Below are 18,499 nucleotides of genomic sequence, written 5' to 3'. Positions count from 1 at the left end.
GATTTGTGACAATAACGGCAATAGACGTCAGCTTTGGCCATGCTTTACCCTTAAAAGGCGGGAAGCATATCACAACAACTAACTATTTAATACATGACCAAAATGAGAGCTAAACCAGAGGGCGTCATGTTGAATGCACCACTCAATAGCTTTTCTTCTGGAGTGCTCAGCCAGTGGCTTGTTCTCACAAAAAACAGAATTCCAATGAGGATAACGCAACTGTACAGGATGATGCATAACGTCCCCTATCTATTCTTTTCCCAATATCCTTTGCTCGTTATGAAAAGCAGGGCTATAAGGACAGCGTTGTTTTTGTGCTGTCGTTATTTATAGGAACTTATAAAATTCTACAGCATTTCAGTTCATTGTCAGGATTATTGTATCTCATCATGAAATACTGGAGATATCAGAAAAATTGGATCCCATTGTTCAAAAAATGAACAAAATAAAACTTTACCATCTGATTGGTATTGGGTTTATCTCAGGTTTTTTGACATGCCCTGTAGCAATTTTATCGTATTTCGTACAGGCTTGGTTTATGAGTAAAGACAAGCCATCTAATTTTTTTGAGTCAGGCGACCCATGCAAGACCTGTTAGACTTACATATATAGCTAATAATATGAAATTGAGAGGAACCTGTTATGCCTATATGGGTAGATGCTGATGCATGTCCTAAGGTTATAAAAGAAGTATTATATCGTGCAGCAGAACGTGAAAAAGTACAGGTTACATTCGTGGCAAATCAACGACTAAGTGTACCTATATCCGCTTTTTTACGTACGTTACAAGTCCCTGCTGGATTTGATGTCGCTGACAATGAAATTGTTCGTCGTTCAGAAATTGGTGACTTAGTGATTACAGCAGATATTCCTCTTGCTGCTGAAGTGATCGAAAAAGGTGCGATAGCACTCAATCCACGCGGTGAACGTTATAGTGAAGCGACAATACGTGAACGCCTAGCTATGCGTGATTTTATGGATACGATGCGAGCGAGTGGGATCCACACGGGAGGGCCTGCTACGTTAAACCAACGTGATCGCCAACGGTTCGCAAATGAACTAGATAACTGGTTATTGCAACAAAAAAAAGTATCTTAAAAGGAAACATGACTATTCTGTGAACAAAAAACACGATTGTTATCAAAAGGATTACAGTTTTAGGCTCTTATATTTGTAATATATTTGTAACGGTATCAATAAATTTTTCATGACTGAATCCTCTCAGAAGTTTCAGTCTCCGATAACATGGGTAACCATTCACCAATCATTACTTGAGTAGGTTGAATACATCAGGATAAGGCTGTTTTCGTGTCACTCGTCAATTTTCTAGTTTTCATACCGATGCTGAGTACGAAAAATACGGTGTGATAGAGAGAGCAGCCCCAATCAAGCCTATCCAGCAAGGGAAGATGAGAAAGAGAAATAATAATAACTCTATGATTATTCTGAAGCAGAGGAAGGGTTATGAGCTAACTGGCCATTAATCAATTTAACATAATATAGATTGTGCGAACCATTAACACTTTTAAAAAAGTACTGAGGTTTGACCCTGAGTACCCGATCTACCATTCCACTAGCCGACTAAAAAACTCACATTCCAATGGCTCCAGTTAGCAAAATATGCACATATACAATCATGCACTGAAAAAAATCTACCACATGGTAAACACTTATACAAGTACAAAGATACAATTACATGAATGTTTACCTATAATAAGTCAATATAAGATTTTGACTAATAAAAAGGCGAACACTGTTATGTCTACACCTAAGCGAACAACTATGGCCATTGTCGCCGAAAGAAAATTGAAGCTTGAACGACTAGCAATAGATGCCAGTCATGTGGCGGGAAAATCTATCTCATGGACAGACCTTGTTAACCATTTGATTGATAATTATGCAAAAGATGCAGCAAAGGACTTGATTCATGCTGTTAAGCAACAGACTCAAAACTAACTGCAAAAATACAAAGATCTCCTCTACTGAGGAGATTTTACTCTTTTATAGATTAATAAGGGAATGATATGAAAGACACTAAAAATAATAATAATCAACTACTTATTAATAATAAAGAAGTTATACTCGATCAGCACCACTTATTCGTTAGCGACGAAAAATATCATGCATTCATGCAAATACTGGAGCAACCGCTTTCTAATAATGCAGGTTTTAAAAAACTCATGGGGTATAAAGCGCCGTGGAAATCTCAGCTAAAAACTTAAGCCATTCTGTAAAACATCAGGTGCAAGGCTGAAAACTCGAAGAGAACCTTAGGCCACTACAGCATGACACACTTACTAAGAGGAAAATGTAATGCATATTCCAACAAGCCCTAAAAATTTTTTAATATTCATAGTGATAGCATTAGCTATATGGGCTGTTTTTAGTAAATAATACATTTGTTTTGATATACATCCCCCACTAAATTTCTTTAAGGAAAATAACTTGAAAAAATGGAAAGTAGTTGGTTATTGCATAACAAGAGGATTTGATCGTGTATATATTTACAATGAAGAAACAAAAAAATGGCATGAAAACATAAAAAAAATAAAAATATACAATTTAATAGAAGATGCTTCTTATGCATTATCAAAGATTGAAAAATACAAAAACACAGCCAAACTCCAAGAAGTTATAGATCATAATGATGGAACATTAGGTTTTATGATACCAGGTGGATTAGAAGGACTACGAAATATAAAAAAATTATTAGCTCCGAGACTGTAAAAAATATTTAAAATTAATAAGTTATTATAACTTTAACATCTTAAACATGAGTGCTTAGTTCGTTAAAAATAAGCACTCACTCTGTTAAACATGAGCATTTAGTTCGCCGTATCCGCTGAATAGCCTTTTGTCTATCGACCGTTCTGCTTTCGTGAGTCTGATAATTCCGTGGTTCGCTTCGCTCACGGGCTTAGCAGGGTGAAGGGAGGGTTTCGTATTCCCTGATTCAGCCCCCCCTTTGTATCGGCGGATTAGCCCTGTTCTCCCATAACCTTTCGAATGCCGCCTTACATGCCCTAACGGGCATCCAATCCATTGAACGAGCAACATTACGATCATCAGAGCTATTACAATAGAATAAACTCAAACTTCCCGAAGTTTATCAAACCTTGAATCAAAAACGATTTTTTCTCTTTAATTTTTATTATGTTGGATTATATGAAATTCCACTTCTTCATCGGAGGATTCTTCATATTCTACTTTATATTCAGGATTTTTCATCCACTCGGTATGTAGTTCTGCATGTGTTTTAAGTTTTTCATATCCCCCTCTCCCTTTTTTCTAAACATGAGCGCTTAGTTCGCTAAACATGAGTGGTTAGTTCGTTAGATATGAACGTCTGATTCCTAAAGTCCACTATCTTACGGTAATTACCATAATTACCGTCATCACTAAAATAAGTATTCTTACATTGTAACGATGATATAAAGATAGGCAAAATTGACGCTATTCAATAAAACCATGCAAAGGGTTTATTGTGTATCGGAAACGCCATTCCATCAGGATCGCTACCGTTTAATACCTTAGACAGAAGTTGTTTTACTTCCCGCCGTTCTGGTCTGGTCATCATTAAGTTACGATACCAAGACGGAGATTTATCAAACCATTTTTTACAACTGGCAAACTGTCTCCCTACCCGACGATAAGATTTCAATCTTCCATTTGGAAGACGGTCACGACTCTGGTTTTTCACAGACATAAAAATATCCTCTAAGTAATTAATTACCTAGAAAATATCAAGTTGCTCATATCCGATAATATTTCTCATATCTATCTACCCCAAATACCCGATACTCTATTTTTATCCAGATTATAGCCAATATAAAAACACAATGACGCTATCTGCGCCGAAAAATCCTGCCTCCTCGCACCGCTGCGGGGGCGGTTTTTCCGTGCTCGATAACGTCAAATAACTTTTACCTGCAATAATACGATAATATCGGTCTTCGTATTCGCTTTTGACTTGCCTGTTAAAAAGCCTTTTGGCAGAAAACTGAATCCTGCTTCGCCCTCTTCTACCTTGTTTTCAGCCAGACCACCTAACACTATAATTTCACCGCTTTTGACCGAAACATCAGTAACAATGTCACGTTTAATCAAGGTGGGTGACTGATTCACGCCCGTGTCTGTTTTGACAAAGTTGGATAGCTGCTGCTGTATTTTTAAATCAATCGCCTGACTTTTAATTGTTGGCTGAATATCGAAAATTACCCCGCTGGAACGATATTCAATCGACTGTACAGGCCGTCCATCCTGATAAGTCACATTAGACAACACGGGCCGAGTCCGAGTCCAAGGAAAACAAAACAGTCTCAAAGTTCGCGACCTCACCTTGTGGCCGCTTTGTTTTCAAAAGACACGATAAAAACCCCAAAAAGCTATCTTCTGAGAATGAAAAACAAACAATTTTGGAAGGTAATAATGATGCAGCATCTCTGCTACATAATAAGGCACCCATTTGAATATATGATGCATACAGAGAAAAGCTCATTATTAACGTGCTCCTTCCAATAAACTCTGTAAGCGTCTCCCATTTTCTGGCTCGTAATCATCTTCAAAATCATCAGAACCCTGTTCAAGACAATCAAGAAAGTCCTGATTTAAAGTACTTTCATCTGCGCGTAAAAATGCCAGCGCAAGGCTATCTGCTTCATTCATTCGTCTAACCTCACAATTTGTAAAACGAGTTATAAAAACATGGTGATGGAAGGTAAAACCGTAAACAGTTTTACTGGCTGTTTCTTCATAACAGTTCCTCTTTTCTTCACCATCAATAATCTGAGTTAAGTAATATGGCCTTGCTACAAAGTCCGAGAAAAAACCACCGCTTAACTCGATATAACTTAAAAAATCGCCGCTATCAGCAGCAAGACGTAATTCTTCTAATTCACACTTCTCATCATCAGTGAAATGTTCCAATGAAATATCCCCTTTTTTCAAAGGGTGACGCAGAAGCCGTAACTGGCGATAAACAGTCACGCTAGGGCAACCGAAGAACTGAAATAGCCGAATTCCTGAGACACGAGACCAAACAGATACACGCTGTACAGCATTCTGAAATGATGCCCCCGAATATTTGTCATTCAGCCCTGAAATGCCTTTAGAATCCTCAAATCCTGCCATCTTAGTAATATATTTGATGATATAAGAGAAGCCATCTCCCTTCTCAGGATCAACCGCTGTCATTTTTATACGATGCTGTTGCGCTCCTTTCTCATCTGGTGAATCCCTAAATGCTTCTTCCTTAAAAACTGACAAAACCGTATCCAAATGCTCAGACTGGGAATAAAACAATATATTCCAGTGAACACAACCATCAGCATGAGGCTCAACGGTTCTCAATCCTGGGATCGTGATATCAAGTTTATCCAAGCGTTTACGGACACGAGTAAACATGTCCAATAACCATTGATGAGAATCACGAACAGTCGGCATTCCATTCTCAGCCCATTGTGGATTTTCAAGATGAAAAGCCTTACCCGTTTTACTGTTCTTCACTGTTCTGACTGAATGAAAGCGAGAAGGACAAGTCAACACGATAAAATAACCCTGCAAGCCCATATTCTCGGCTAATGAACAAACACCTTTCGCACGAACTATCAATTCGACAACCCGATTTTTACGATTAGAAACAGAGGAATCAAACGCCTCTTTCAAGCTACAAACTAATTTTTCATCAGCATCAAAAATTCCCATTGCCTCAAGAAAACGCAATGTTTTGGCATCCTTATGTTTATAGTGTGAAAGTAACCAATCAGAGGAATACGGCTTTAACGGTGAAAGCATCATCAAAATACGGGAGATCTCAAGCACTCTGGAAAGGCGTTGCCTGTCTAAGTAACGACGAACAAAGTAAGGATTCATAAAGCGTAAAATAACGCCGAATTTCCTATGTAGGAGTGAACTACCAGACCGAGTTCGAATCAAATTCGACACAGTATCAGCAGAAAAATTGAAATCCTGCTCAACGCGATTCTTAATAGTTTCAATAAAAGCATCACAAAAAGCATCCCGATCATCAGATGAATCAAACCAAGACCATAAAGATGAATCAGATAGCGATTGAACAAAATCACCCGCAATTAATTGCAGATCTTCATCTGAACAGAAAAGATTAATGCCTTTTCCTTTACCGTCTGGAGTTGCAAACGCCAAAGAATAAGCCATTTCTAATCTTGTTACCGCTTTATCGACACCTAATCCCTTAACTAAACTACAAACAGCTTGCGCTACAGAGATAGAAAAAGAACCAAATCCAGATGCCAAATAAGCAACATACATACGCCAATCAAGGGAAAACTCAGGTAACGAATCGACTTCAAATAAAAAAATGATTTGATGAACGCGAGAATCAAGAGACGGTAAAAAGCTCCCTCCTGCTCCCCAAATACTTGAATATAACGCTGCCGAGAGAACAAATAATCCCGTTTTGACTGAGCGAAACGAGCAATGTTCTTGTGATATTCAGGTTGGGATTGTAAGGGCTTATGCTGACGGTGAAATGAATCAAAATAACCGTTATAGGAATTCAAGAATTGAAGACCTAATGCAGTGCGATCAGAATGTGAATAAATAGCGCCCATATCCCCTCGTGTACTAGTTTAGGGAGTCAAGGGGTGTGGGCTTTTGGGCAGGTGGACAGGAAAGATCGATGCGGGGATTCGCACAATCCACGTTATGCTAAATTGCTAGACTGCCACCGCTATTCTAGCAGCCTAGCAATTAAACATAACGCGGTTCGAGATTATGCGAATCAATTGTAATTAAAAATAAAAGCACTATGAATAGCCCCGCTGAACACGGTCAATAATTTTTTCCTTGATTCCGGTCTGAAGGACCACCCCAATAATCTCATCTGTTTTATCTTCATCGCCGAACATAATTCGATGGATACGACTACTCATAAAGTTACTTTCCTCACTCAAACCACCATGGCTAAATAGGATTTCATAATGTTGCTACACATAGTGCCTTCAACCATTTTAATACAAAGGGTTTAAGTTGTACAAGGTATAGCACTATTTTGGAATGTTATTTAGTGATCCAGCGGCAAATCACCCTTTTGAACAGCATTAGTAATCAAGACAATTTTAGCGAGCCATTATTTTTGTATTAAATATACAAGACGGTTTCAGCAAATTATCCAACTTCAATTCCAAAACTGCCAATTCAATAATCCAAAAATCATTCAGAATTATCAATCCTGTGCTTTCTTTCCTAAGTAACCATATGGGCTTCTCATAATTAGAGCCAGCTTGACTAATATTGAATCCTGTGAGTATCTGCGTGTCTATACAGCAATTGGAAGCAGCCTATATACCACCAGCAGCATCAGGTGAACACATGTTCGTCTATTCAAAATAGCGTTCAAACTAAAAAAACTTCAACTTGACTTAATAACAGTGAAATTTTTTACTAATGTGAAAATAAATGATAACAACTTACAAATAGAGGTGAATTATGATTGTTTTTGTGACAGGAGCAACTTCAGGTTTTGGTGAAGCAATTGCAAGGAGATTCATTAAACAGGGTTCAGTGGTTATTGCTACAGGGCGTCGCCAAGAAAGATTAGATCAGCTGAAAAAAGAGTTGGGTAAAAACTTCCACCCCATTCAGCTTGATGTAAGAGATCGCTCTGCAATCGAGCAAGTAGTTCAACAATTACCCGACGCATTGAAACATATTGATGTTCTTGTGAATAATGCTGGTCTTGCATTAGGGCTAGAGCCTGCTCATCAAGCTAATCCTGATAATTGGGAAACGATGATCGATACCAATACTAAAGGATTAGTAAACATGACTCGCGCCCTATTGCCTCACATGGTGGAAAATAATTGCGGGCACGTTATTAATATTGGTTCCACGGCAGCAAGCTGGCCATATTCCGGTGGTAACGTATATGGTGCCACGAAAGCGTTTGTTAGACAGTTTAGCCTAGGTTTACGGGCAGACCTACAAGGGAAAAACATCCGAGTTACCGATATTGAACCTGGGCTTGTTGGAGGTACAGAGTTTTCTCAAATTCGCTTTAAAGGTAATGAAGATAAAGTGAGCAAAACCTATGAGGGAGCAGAAGCCTTGACAGCAGATGATGTTGCAGAAGCCGTATTTTGGGTTGCCAATCTCCCTTCTCGTGTCAATATTAATACATTAGAGATGATGCCAGTTTGTCAATCATTCGCAGGTTTGAGTGTACATAGGAACTCATAATCTTAACTAGATGTACTAACCTTACTTTGATGAACGGTTAACTCTCAATATTTTTCTACTGAAAAAGCTTATGTTTATTATGTAACGCTTTTTTGGTAGCTTCTCGATAAATGACATACTGAAAGAGGTTCAGACATGAGTATTCATACTTCTTTAATTGTGAAAAGCGTATCTACTATCGCGCTATTGTGTGCATTATTTTGGCAAATCCCTGCGTTTTCTACGCCTTGCACATCAGATAGTACATGCGTAACTATCAATGGAGGAGGCGAAAATTCGATGAGCAAAGAAAAGGCTCGTCAAGAGAGAGAAGAATGGAATGATCAGAGAGATTTGCGCCAAAAAGTGAACAAACGTAAGGAGAAAGAGTTTGATAAGTATGAAGTAGAAGTTGATAATCGTGAAACCTGTTTGAAAAGCACAAACATCAATGCTTATTGGGAACCAAATACAAAGCGTTGTTTGGATATCAATACAGGTCGGTCCATCCACCCTTGATAGGCACAACTCCAACATTAGAATAGGGAGATACTGGTGAAAAAAATTCTACTGACTGGTGTTTTACTGTTCACTCTTTCCCCTTTTGTAGCACAAGCTACATGTGAAAGTCTGAAAGAAGAAATAGCACAGAAGATCATTAAAAATGGTGTCCCGAAAACGGGCTTTAAGCTTGACATTGTTTCTAGTGATGAAGTTGCTAAAGACAATACGGTTAAAGGCAATGGAAAAATGGTTGGCTATTGCGATCACGGTAACAAAAAAATAATTTATACCCGTTTTTCTCATCCAGGCACCACTAAGACTATTCCACTAAATAACCCAACTAATACAAATAAATGCAAATAGCAGTAGCCAGAGAAAATGTAAAAAAAAGGGAGCTAAACATCAGCTCTCTTTTTGTTTGTCTTATTAATTAGTTATGGCTATTTATCAAAAGAGGATGAGTTATCAAATTCTGATATTGCAGAAATATCTAGATAGCAGGACAAATCGCGCTCTTCTGGCCTTAACAGATAAGGAATTTCACCCAGTTGTGGTGCGGGTATGTGACGCTGTAACCTATCCAATATCTTTGCATAATGCGCCAAACCAGGATTAATACGATTAGCAATCCAGCCAACCAGTGACACCCCATCATTTATAATGGCTTGAACGGTCAAAATAGCATGATTGACACATCCAGCTTGGATCCCCACTACCAGAATGACTGGCAGTTTCTCTTGTACAACCCAATCAGAATAAAATGTTTCATCGTCGAGCAACATACGCCAACCACCATTACCTTCAATGATCACGCGATCGGCTTTATGACCTAAATTTCTCAGCCCTTTCGTCATTTGAGTAAAGTCGACCCGATTTTCTTCTTCATAATTACTTTCCCAAATTATCGGATTTATTTCTTCATAAGCCACTTGAACTGATGAGGATTGATGTATGACTAAAGCATCACGATTACGTATGCCCTCAGGAGTGTCTTTTTTCTCGGTCGCAATGGGTTTATATCCTACCGCAGTTGTCCCTTCACGATTCAAGACCTGCAGTAATGCGCGGGTAACAATTGTTTTACCAATGTTGGTATCCGAGCCTGTAACAAATAAGCGCGTTAACATAAATTCATTTTTCCGTAATGACAGATAGACCGATTACGCTTTTTAGCGAGCAGGCTTAAAGTGTAGGGGATGTATTTGAGATAGGGATTGCGTTAGCTCAATATTTTGCTTGATATGCGTTATATTTACCCTTGCATAAGCGCTATCAGTAATTCGCCGTTATATAGAGATTGTTTAATTAATGCTGCTGCGGGGAGTGTGCCTGTGTTATCAAATTGGGTAGCAACAATATCAATTTGTTGGCTATAACCAGGCAGTGAACGTTGAGCTATTTGTTGTTGCATGGCAGGATAAAGTATATGTTTCACACCGTTCAATGGCGAACCAATCAAAATTTTTTCGGGATTAAATATATTGACCATAAGGGCCATGATCCGCCCGATATGTTCTCCTGTGTCATGGATAATTTCGATTGCTAAGGAATCACCGTCAATAACGGACTGACACAGTGAATCAATGGTCAATGATTTATTGCTGACTATTGCATAAGTTAAGGTATCAAGACACCTTTCTGCCAGATAACGAGTTTTTGCCAAAATATTTTTGATGCTTACCACAGTTTCAAGGCAACCTATATTGCCACAGTAGCAAGGCTCACCTTCAGGATCGATTTGAGTATGCCCGATTTCCACGACACCATGCTGCCCAGCATGAAGTATTTGTCCTGCTGTTATAACACCAGCAGCAACATTATCATCAATGACGAGCTGGATTAGGTTTTGGCAGTTCTTCCCTGCTCCATATAGAAATTCTGCAATTGTCCATGCAGTTATACTATGCTGTAAAAAAATTGGCAGCCCTGTGCGGTGGTGTAAAAATTCTTTCAGAGGAATGTCCTGCATATTACTACAGTACGTCAAATTACGAATTATCCCGTTAATCGGATCAACAGGCGCATTAATAATAATGCTGATTGCCGTCAGGCGTTCAATAACAGATTGATGACGAAAGAAAAAATCGTCCATTTTATCAGCAAGGCAATTTAAGAAAAGTTGACTCTGGGTCATGAGGAACGGTATTTCTTCTTCTACCACAAGATTGTCTTTCAACTCACGTAGCGCAATGGTAATAGTGCTTTTGTTAATACGGATACATAAAAACTGCCACCTTTCACTCTCTACTTTCAATCCGATAGCAGGACGCCCACGAAAACCGAGATCAGGAAACTCAGTTTCTTTTACTAAATGAGCATCAATGAGCTCCCGCGTGATTTTCGTAATACTGGCTGGTGCCAATTGAGCTTTTTTAGAAAGAGCGATACGTGAGATGGGGCCATGTTGATCAATTAACCGATAGATCAACCCAACATTAGTTTGCTTAATTTGGTCAATATGACTCGGTTGTACATCAACACTCACCTCGCCTCCCGCTATTTAATTCATCCTGCTAAATAATTAATAACGATTATGTCGTTGTTTAAATGAGAAGATATCCGTTTGAGGTAGAAATGTGATCTTTCACACGAACTTATCGTGATTGTTACTTTTTCTCACCTATTCTATCTATGATTCTTCGCCTAAATTACTTTAAATCAAAAGTTGCGATCAAAAGGTCAGTCATCCGATCTGCGGCAGCACTATTATTGCAACTTTTATGCTTAACCAACCAAACTTCGGAATAAGCAGGGTTATTTGCTAAAGGCAGATATTGGACACCATCCAGTTTCATTCGAGTAAATGATTCGGTGATAATGCTGATCCCTAATCCGGCAGCAACTAAGCCCAGAATTGTCATGGCTTCACCTGCTTCCTGTGAAATTATTGGAGTCACTCCTGCGTTGGCCAATAAGGCAATAATCTCATCATACAAAGCCGTTCCCACATCACGTTCAAAAAATACCAGTGGGTAGTCAGATAACATTTCTAGTTCAACACCTTTATCTGCATACCTTAGTAAGGGATGGTCGTCATATACGGCTAACATAAAACGCTCCCGAAAGAGTAATTGATGCGTCAAGTTATCAGGTAATAGCGTGTTGCGCATGATCCCTATATCAATCCTACCGGTCTGCAAAGGTGCAATTTGTTGTTTGGTATTCATTTGATGCATGTGAATCGCCACATCAGGGTAACGTTCCCGAAACTGACGCAAGCTAAGTGCAACGTTATGCATAAAAGGTGCGGTGGACGTAAAGCCAATGGATATTTCCCCTAACTCTCCTTGTTGCATTCGCGCAGCTCTGGTGGCTGCTGCATCAACTTGAGCAATCACCTGGTATGCTTCTTGAAGAAACATGTGACCGGCAGATGTTAAGCTGACATTCCGATTATTACGTACCAGCAATTGAGCATTTATATTTGCTTCAAGAGATTGAATCTGTTGGCTTAATGGCGGTTGTGAGATATTTAATCGCTCTGCTGCCCGCCCAAAGTGTAATTCCTCAGCAACCGCAATAAAATAACGCAAATGTCTTAATTCAATATTAATTGCCATATCTGTCACCTAATTGATACTTTTAACATATTATTTGCAATGATTAATATATTAGACAAAATATTTACTAATTCCTATCCTTGATCTGAATCAAGTTGTTAACTTTTTTTACCACACGGATATAGATAAGGAAGTAATGTGAATACAATCCAAAGCGTCAGTGAAAAATCAGCTGTATCTGACGTTGAAAGCAACATTGAAAACACAAAGGGTCGAAAAAACAAACAGCACTACATTCAGCGAGAAGATGCTGTATATATGCGTGTTACTCTTTCATTCTTTTCTGTTGGGTTAGCAACTTTTGCATTGCTCTACTTTGTTCAACCAATACTGCCCATCTTATCAAAAGAATTTAATGTCTCACCAGCTAATGGCAGTTTAGCTTTATCACTTTCTACTGGAATGTTATCCCTTGGATTGTTAATTACAGGTCCTCTTTCTGATGCAATTGGCCGCAAAAATGTCATGGTTGTGTCATTGATTGCCGCAGCCCTGTTTACTCTATTGGGTTCTATAATGACAAGCTGGAATGGTATTTTGTTGATTCGAGCCCTTGTTGGTTTGTCATTAAGTGGTGTTGCTGCTGTAGCGATGACTTATTTAAGTGAAGAAATCCATCCTAGTTATGTTGCCTTATCGATGGGACTTTACATCAGCGGTAATTCTATAGGGGGAATGAGTGGGCGCTTGATCTCTGGGGTGATTGCAGACCACTTTCCATGGCGGTTTTCTGTTATTTTGTTAGGTACGTTTGCTTTAATTTCCGCAATAACCTTTTGGAAAATGTTACCAGAATCAAAGAATTTTAAATCCAGTTCACTAAAACCGAAGACATTACTTATCAACCTGAAGTTGCATTTTCGTGATCTGGGCTTGCCTTTTCTGTTTGCCGAAGCCTTCTTACTGATGGGTAGCTTTATTACTATGTTTAATTACATCGGTTATCGGCTATTAGAAGCTCCTTATCATTTTAGCCAAACTATTGTCGGATTATTATCTATCGCCTATCTAACCGGTACTTACAGTGCAGCAAAGGCTGGCTCTCTAACAAATAAATATGGGCGAGGGAAAGTTTTATTAATCGCTATCAGTATGATGTTGGTGGGTTGTTTAATGACAGTGTTTTCTTCCATTTGGACCATTATGTTAGGCATGGTGATACTGACAACCGGTTTTTTCTCTGCACATGCTGTTGCTAGTGGATGGGTCGGACAACGCGCTAAACGGGCGAAAGCGCAGGCTTCGTCGCTTTATCTATTCTGTTATTATGCAGGGTCAAGTATTGCTGGAACGTTAGGTGGTTTGTTTTGGTTTAATTTTGCCTGGAACGGTATTGCCGTATTTATTTTACTTTTAACTATCATTGCCCTTTGTTTGGGATTTAAGCTCAATAAATTAGTCAATTAATCAAGGTAATTGCTGACATACATAAGAATATGTTGGCAATATTCTTAATGAATATTGAATTTTAATAATAACATTGTATAGGTAACTTAAAAACTTTTGTTAAGTATCCCCCATCAATTTCAATACACCCTTCCTTCTTTAACGAAAATAAGGTGCGTTGTATACAACTACGAGAAAGTGTACATCGTTGCTCTATATATTTGATGGCCGTGATACTTTCTCTAAATTCATTAGGTAAAGTCATTAAACGGGATAATAGGCAACACACTATTTCTTTCGCACTATGCCGAACAAGGCCAATATCTCTTGCATATAGAAAAGCAATTTTATATGAAATTATCCTCATCCATTCTCGATAGAGATCGTTTTTCTTGATTTTATTCAAAACACTAACTTTGGGTATCTGGTAAAGCTTACAATCAGACCCTAGTTCAATAGAATAATAAATTTCTGAACCAGGATGGAAAGATAGCCCTATAATATAAGGTGAAAAGAATGTTGAAATAACTAGATCATCACTTACTCTTCGTATATTGACATGCCCTTGTTTCAATAAAAAAATTTTTGAGGATTCCTTTTCAATTCTAATTGATGCCCTTTTTTTATATAAGTCAGATGCAACTAATTCTGAGTGCGGTAATAATACATCCATCACCTTGTTGAATGAATTCAATGGCTTGATTAATTTCCTCATATTAAATAACCTTTAGTGCTATTCACCTACTATGAGAATAGTGAATAAAAATAAGAGGATAAACTTTTTTATTATAACTAGCTGGCTGCGTGTGAGTATTAATACATCATCAGAATATTAATTATATATGTTATCTCTTTTTAAGATTTTTATCACAATATTGAAATGTTTTGTAATTTATTTTTTTGTTGTGGAATTTTTTGGGTTGATTTTATGTTAAAAGTATGTTGTAACTAATGAATGTAAGTAGTAGAAGTTGATGCCCTATTTCGTTGAGGATGAACATGAATAAATACCATTCGATAGAATCGCTTACGACTTGCTTTAAAAAACAAGAAGAAAAATTATCTGAACTGATTTCATTGTTAACAAACTATTCCGTTATTAATGCCCGGGTATTTAAATTACCTCTAATAGAAAAAGGTGAAGAGCATGAGCAATTGACTGAAATTATGGTTAATCCGCTGCAAGGATCTGAAGCTCTGAATTTAGGCTTACACTTCTATCAGAAATTATTCATACATCATAATAGCCCCAATATCAGTAGTAAAGCAGCAAGTCGGCTTCCAGGTGCGTTGTGTTTTTCTGTCAGCCACCAGCAATACAAGGAAGCAATGAATGCCATCAATGAAGTGAATCAATTAAAAGTTGAGTTGGAAAATATCGTTACTAAACAATCAGGTGTTAGCAAAGAACAACGCTTTGAATTTGTTCATGACCATTTGCGGGGTCTAATCACTCTGAACGCTTATCGGACTATCACTCCCCTACTCAATCCTGATTCCATCAATTTTGGTTGGGCCAATAAAAACATCATCAATAAAGTTACCAAACAACAAATTCTGGAGCAGTTGGAGAAAAGCTATAATGCAGGACGTGCAGTTCCGCCATACTCCAGTGATCAGTGGGCCGCATTGGTGGCACTAGAGATTACTGATATCAAGAAACTGCCCGATGACGTGGTATTAAAAATCAAACGTCCTGTAAAAGTACAACCTATTACTCGCGTATGGTATTCGGAGATACAAAAGCAAGTTCAGTATGCTTGTCCACTCCCTCTTATTGTTTTTTACACAGATGATAGTGAAATTACGCCGAAGATTGGTTCGTTATCCGACTATAATGCCAATGCCATTAAGCATAGATATAAGCCAAAGGCTAAGCCACTTGAGATGATTATCCCTCGTTTACATCTCTACCGAGAGATTTAGGATGTAAAAAAACCGGAGTCAATGTTCTCCGGTTTTTTTTAGTAGTAACATTGCTGAGATAAAACACTCAACAATGGCTAGAAGCATTATTTCATGCTACCAACCATATCTTCAGGGCGAACCCACGCGTCAAATTCAGCTTCAGTCAAATATCCCAACTGCATCGCTGATTGTTTTAGAGTCAGGCCTTCTTTATGCGCTTTCTTTGCAATATCAGCCGCTTTATCGTAGCCGATATGGGTATTCAATGCTGTTACCAGCATCAATGATTCATTCAGCAACTGAGTAATACGATCATGGTTAGGTTCAATACCAATAGCACAATGCTCATTGAAGCTACGCATACCATCCGCCAACAGACGAACAGATTGCAGGAAGTTATGGATCACCATCGGACGGAATACATTCAGCTCGAAGTTACCAGATAAGCCACCAATATTGATAGCCACATCATTACCCATGACCTGAGCACATAACATGGTCATTGCTTCGCACTGAGTTGGATTTACCTTACCTGGCATAATCGAGCTGCCTGGCTCATTTTCAGGGATGGAGATTTCACCAATGCCACTACGAGGGCCAGAGGCCAGCCAACGAATGTCGTTAGCAATTTTCATTAATGATGCAGCCAAACCTTTTAATGCACCATGTGAGTGAACCAACGCATCACAAGTTGCCAGTGCTTCAAATTTATTCGGGGAAGTCACAAAAGGTTGAGCGGATAATTCAGCGATTTTCTTCGCAACGCGAACAGCATACTCTGGATGAGTGTTCAGACCAGTACCTACTGCGGTTCCACCCAAAGCCAATTCACATACATGAGGGATACTGTCCTCAATGTGTTTCAGGTTATGCGTAAGCATAGCCGCCCAGCCAGAAACTTCCTGACCTAATGTCAGAGGAGTCGCATCTTGTAAGTGGGTACGACCAATTTTTACGATGTTCTTGAATGCTTCCGCTTTATCTGCCAGTGTCTTTTGTAGTGCTTTTAACTCTGGCAACAAATGTTCACGTACTGCGATAACAGCCGCAACATGCATAGCGGTTGGAAATACGTCATTAGAACTTTGGCTTTTGTTTACGTCATCATTAGGGTGGATCAAACGTTCATTGCCCCTCTGTCCACCTAAGATCTCACTACCACGGTTCGCCAACACTTCATTCATGTTCATGTTGCTTTGAGTTCCCGAACCGGTCTGCCAGATAGCAAGAGGGAATTCTGTTGGGTGTTTACCTTCCAACACCTCTTTTGCAGCAGCAATAATTGCGTCAGCACGTTCTTTAGGCAGAAGACCTAAATCCATATTGACGCTGGCTGCAGCTTGTTTAGTCAATGCAAGAGCATGAATCAGAGCAACAGGCATTTTTTCCTGAGAAATTCGGAAATGCTCCAGTGAGCGCTGCGTTTGCGCTCCCCATAATTGGTCAGCAGGTACTTCGATAGGTCCCATTGAGTCTTTTTCAATGCGATTGGCTGCCATTACTATCTCCTTAGCACACAGAATAATTGAACACGCCGGAACAAACTTGCAGATAAATTAGTCGGCATTTATTTATCATGCCATAAATTTATTATCGATAATGCGACGTAACCGTGTTTATTGTATTGTTATCATATAAATAAATTTATTTTTTTATTATAGGAAATACAGGAACATGCCATGCTGAAAATGACCAACAACATCCAACATTATGATTGGGGAAGCAAAACTACCCTGACAGATATCTATGGTATTGAGAACCCTGATAATCAGCCTATGGCAGAACTCTGGATGGGTGCGCATCCAAAATGTAGTTCGCTGGTGACAGATCCACAGACGGGTGAAACTGTTGCTCTGAATACGCTAATCGCTAAAGAACCTGAAAAATATCTGGGAGAAAAAATAGCCCATCAATTCCAACGATTACCGTTCTTGTTTAAGGTGTTGTGTGCAGCTCAACCTCTTTCTATTCAAGTACATCCTGATAAAATATCTGCCGAAATTGGGTTCTCCAAAGAAAACGCAGAAGGAATTCCGTTGGATTCTGCGCAGCGTAACTACAAAGACGATAACCATAAGCCTGAATTGGTGTATGCACTAACACCATTTAAAGCAATGAATGCGTTCCGGCCGTTGTCAGAGATAGCTCAATTACTCAGTAATGTTTCTGCTGCACATCCCGATATTCAAGTATTCCTTCAGCATCCGACAGAACAGAATTTATCTCTTCTCTTCTCTCAATTGCTGAACATGCACGGCGATCAAAAACGTTTAGCTATTGCTGTATTAAAAGCTGCATTAAACAGCCATCAGGGAGCCCCATGGGAAACCATCAAAAAAATGAGTGCTTTCTATCCTGATGACAATGGCCTGTTTTCTCCGCTTTTACTAAATGTTGTTGAACTGGAACCAGGTCAGGCGATGTTTCTTTATGCTCGTACCCCTCATGCCTATCTTGAAGGTGTGGCTTTGGAAGTCATGGCTAATTCTGACAATGTGCTGCGAGCCGGCTTAACCAGCAAACATATTGATGTTCCAGAATTAATGGCAAATCTGGACTTTACGCCAAAATCCACTAATCATTTGTTGACCATACCAAAACAAGAAAAAGTCGTCTTGAGCTACCCTGTTCCTGTCAATGATTTCTGTTTTTCAGTTTATGCTGTTTCAGAACAACCAATAACCTTTGAAAATAATACCGCATCGGTTCTATTTTGTTTTGAAGGTCAAGTGGTTATCAGCAGTGGAGAGCAGGAATTGAGAATATTCTCAGGTGAATCAATCTTCTTATCTGCTATAGAAAGAACCGTAACTATTCACGGTAATGGCAAAATAGCCAAGGCATCCAATTAATTAGAATATATTCAAATGGTTACGATATATTTCATAGACTATTAATCACATTTCCAGTAAATACTGATTAAAAATATTTTGTCTAGACTATAC

The 18,499-nt window shown here is 38.8% G+C and carries 19 protein-coding genes; 10 read left to right on the top strand and 9 right to left on the bottom strand.

All coding sequences use genetic code 11. The features are described 5' to 3' along the window. Positions 1-642 precede the first annotated feature (642 nt). The 4 genes from Xhom_RS16710 (at position 643) to Xhom_RS16695 (ending at position 2,727) form a co-directional block, all read left to right on the top strand. Complete coding sequence (locus Xhom_RS16710) at positions 643-1,098, top strand: YaiI/YqxD family protein (protein ID WP_069315804.1); 456 nt, start codon at positions 643-645, stop codon at positions 1,096-1,098. Between the two features lie 660 nt (positions 1,099-1,758). After that, a complete protein-coding gene (locus Xhom_RS16705; RefSeq protein WP_069315805.1) occupies positions 1,759-1,956 on the top strand; it encodes a hypothetical protein in 198 nt (65 codons plus the stop codon). A 68-nt stretch (positions 1,957-2,024) separates the two neighbouring features. Then, positions 2,025-2,222, top strand: a complete 198-nt coding sequence (locus tag Xhom_RS16700; protein ID WP_069315806.1) for a type II toxin-antitoxin system TacA family antitoxin — start codon at positions 2,025-2,027, stop codon at positions 2,220-2,222. Positions 2,223-2,445: 223 nt separating this feature from the next. Beyond that, positions 2,446-2,727 carry a hypothetical protein gene (locus tag Xhom_RS16695; protein ID WP_069315807.1) on the top strand — a complete coding sequence of 94 codons (282 nt, stop codon included), beginning with the start codon at positions 2,446-2,448 and terminating at the stop codon, positions 2,725-2,727. A 730-nt stretch (positions 2,728-3,457) separates the two neighbouring features. Here Xhom_RS16695 and Xhom_RS16690 read toward each other — a convergent pair. From Xhom_RS16690 to Xhom_RS40000, 4 genes are all read right to left on the bottom strand, one after another. Continuing rightward, a complete protein-coding gene (locus Xhom_RS16690; protein ID WP_069315808.1) occupies positions 3,458-3,706 on the bottom strand; it encodes a hypothetical protein in 249 nt (82 codons plus the stop codon). Positions 3,707-3,912: 206 nt separating this feature from the next. Continuing rightward, complete coding sequence (locus Xhom_RS16685; protein ID WP_099139810.1) at positions 3,913-4,272, bottom strand: bacterial type II and III secretion system family protein; 360 nt, start codon at positions 4,270-4,272, stop codon at positions 3,913-3,915. Between the two features lie 228 nt (positions 4,273-4,500). Next, positions 4,501-6,288, bottom strand: coding sequence for a replication endonuclease (locus Xhom_RS16675; protein ID WP_084023041.1), 1,788 nt, complete (start codon positions 6,286-6,288; stop codon positions 4,501-4,503). Positions 6,289-6,785: 497 nt separating this feature from the next. Next, positions 6,786-6,911 (bottom strand): hypothetical protein, encoded by a 126-nt coding sequence (locus Xhom_RS40000; protein ID WP_257784758.1) that lies wholly within the window; start codon positions 6,909-6,911, stop codon positions 6,786-6,788. A 556-nt stretch (positions 6,912-7,467) separates the two neighbouring features. Here Xhom_RS40000 and ydfG point away from each other — a divergent pair. The 3 genes from ydfG (at position 7,468) to Xhom_RS16655 (ending at position 9,063) form a co-directional block, all read left to right on the top strand. Next, the gene (gene ydfG / locus Xhom_RS16665) at positions 7,468-8,217 is read left to right on the top strand and encodes a bifunctional NADP-dependent 3-hydroxy acid dehydrogenase/3-hydroxypropionate dehydrogenase YdfG (RefSeq protein ID WP_069315813.1); all 750 of its coding nucleotides are present in this window, start codon (positions 7,468-7,470) and stop codon (positions 8,215-8,217) included. 135 nt (positions 8,218-8,352) lie between these two features. After that, positions 8,353-8,715: a DUF1283 family protein gene (locus Xhom_RS16660; protein WP_069315814.1), complete on the top strand. Its 363-nt coding sequence runs from the start codon at positions 8,353-8,355 to the stop codon at positions 8,713-8,715. A gap of 36 nt (positions 8,716-8,751) precedes the next feature. Beyond that, the gene (locus Xhom_RS16655) at positions 8,752-9,063 is read left to right on the top strand and encodes a DUF1161 domain-containing protein (protein ID WP_069315815.1); all 312 of its coding nucleotides are present in this window, start codon (positions 8,752-8,754) and stop codon (positions 9,061-9,063) included. Between the two features lie 77 nt (positions 9,064-9,140). On the opposite strand, the gene bioD is transcribed toward Xhom_RS16655, so the two are convergent. The 3 genes from bioD to Xhom_RS16640 form a co-directional block, all read right to left on the bottom strand. Further along, on the bottom strand, positions 9,141-9,827 hold the full coding sequence (bioD, locus tag Xhom_RS16650) for a dethiobiotin synthase (protein WP_069315816.1): 687 nt from the start codon (positions 9,825-9,827) through the stop codon (positions 9,141-9,143). 125 nt (positions 9,828-9,952) lie between these two features. Next, positions 9,953-11,185: a sugar metabolism global transcriptional regulator Mlc gene (mlc, locus tag Xhom_RS16645; RefSeq protein WP_069315817.1), complete on the bottom strand. Its 1,233-nt coding sequence runs from the start codon at positions 11,183-11,185 to the stop codon at positions 9,953-9,955. Between the two features lie 163 nt (positions 11,186-11,348). Further along, complete coding sequence (locus Xhom_RS16640) at positions 11,349-12,254, bottom strand: LysR family transcriptional regulator (protein ID WP_069318425.1); 906 nt, start codon at positions 12,252-12,254, stop codon at positions 11,349-11,351. Between the two features lie 144 nt (positions 12,255-12,398). On the opposite strand from Xhom_RS16640, the gene Xhom_RS16635 reads away from it, so the two are divergent. After that, on the top strand, positions 12,399-13,667 hold the full coding sequence (locus tag Xhom_RS16635; RefSeq protein WP_069315818.1) for an MFS transporter: 1,269 nt from the start codon (positions 12,399-12,401) through the stop codon (positions 13,665-13,667). A 61-nt stretch (positions 13,668-13,728) separates the two neighbouring features. Here Xhom_RS16635 and Xhom_RS16630 read toward each other — a convergent pair whose 3' ends face one another. After that, entirely contained in the window at positions 13,729-14,361 is a 633-nt protein-coding gene (locus Xhom_RS16630) for a helix-turn-helix domain-containing protein (RefSeq protein WP_069315819.1), read from the bottom strand. A 284-nt stretch (positions 14,362-14,645) separates the two neighbouring features. Here Xhom_RS16630 and tus point away from each other — a divergent pair, with 284 nt between their 5' ends. After that, complete coding sequence (gene tus / locus Xhom_RS16625; protein WP_069315820.1) at positions 14,646-15,572, top strand: DNA replication terminus site-binding protein; 927 nt, start codon at positions 14,646-14,648, stop codon at positions 15,570-15,572. An 86-nt stretch (positions 15,573-15,658) separates the two neighbouring features. Here the strand turns inward: tus and fumC are convergent, their stop codons facing one another. Further along, positions 15,659-17,053 carry a class II fumarate hydratase gene (gene fumC, locus Xhom_RS16620; protein ID WP_069315821.1) on the bottom strand — a complete coding sequence of 465 codons (1,395 nt, stop codon included), beginning with the start codon at positions 17,051-17,053 and terminating at the stop codon, positions 15,659-15,661. A 180-nt stretch (positions 17,054-17,233) separates the two neighbouring features. Between fumC and manA the strand changes: the two genes are divergently transcribed. Continuing rightward, on the top strand, positions 17,234-18,406 hold the full coding sequence (gene manA, locus Xhom_RS16615) for a mannose-6-phosphate isomerase (protein WP_069315822.1): 1,173 nt from the start codon (positions 17,234-17,236) through the stop codon (positions 18,404-18,406). The last annotated feature ends 93 nt before the right edge of the window (positions 18,407-18,499 follow it).

Source organism: Xenorhabdus hominickii (genome assembly GCF_002632725.1).
Classification (GTDB): Bacteria; Pseudomonadota; Gammaproteobacteria; order Enterobacterales; family Enterobacteriaceae; genus Xenorhabdus; species Xenorhabdus hominickii.
The sequence above is the reverse complement of the archived record's forward strand: the minus strand, read 5'-3'. Positions and strand labels throughout refer to the sequence as shown.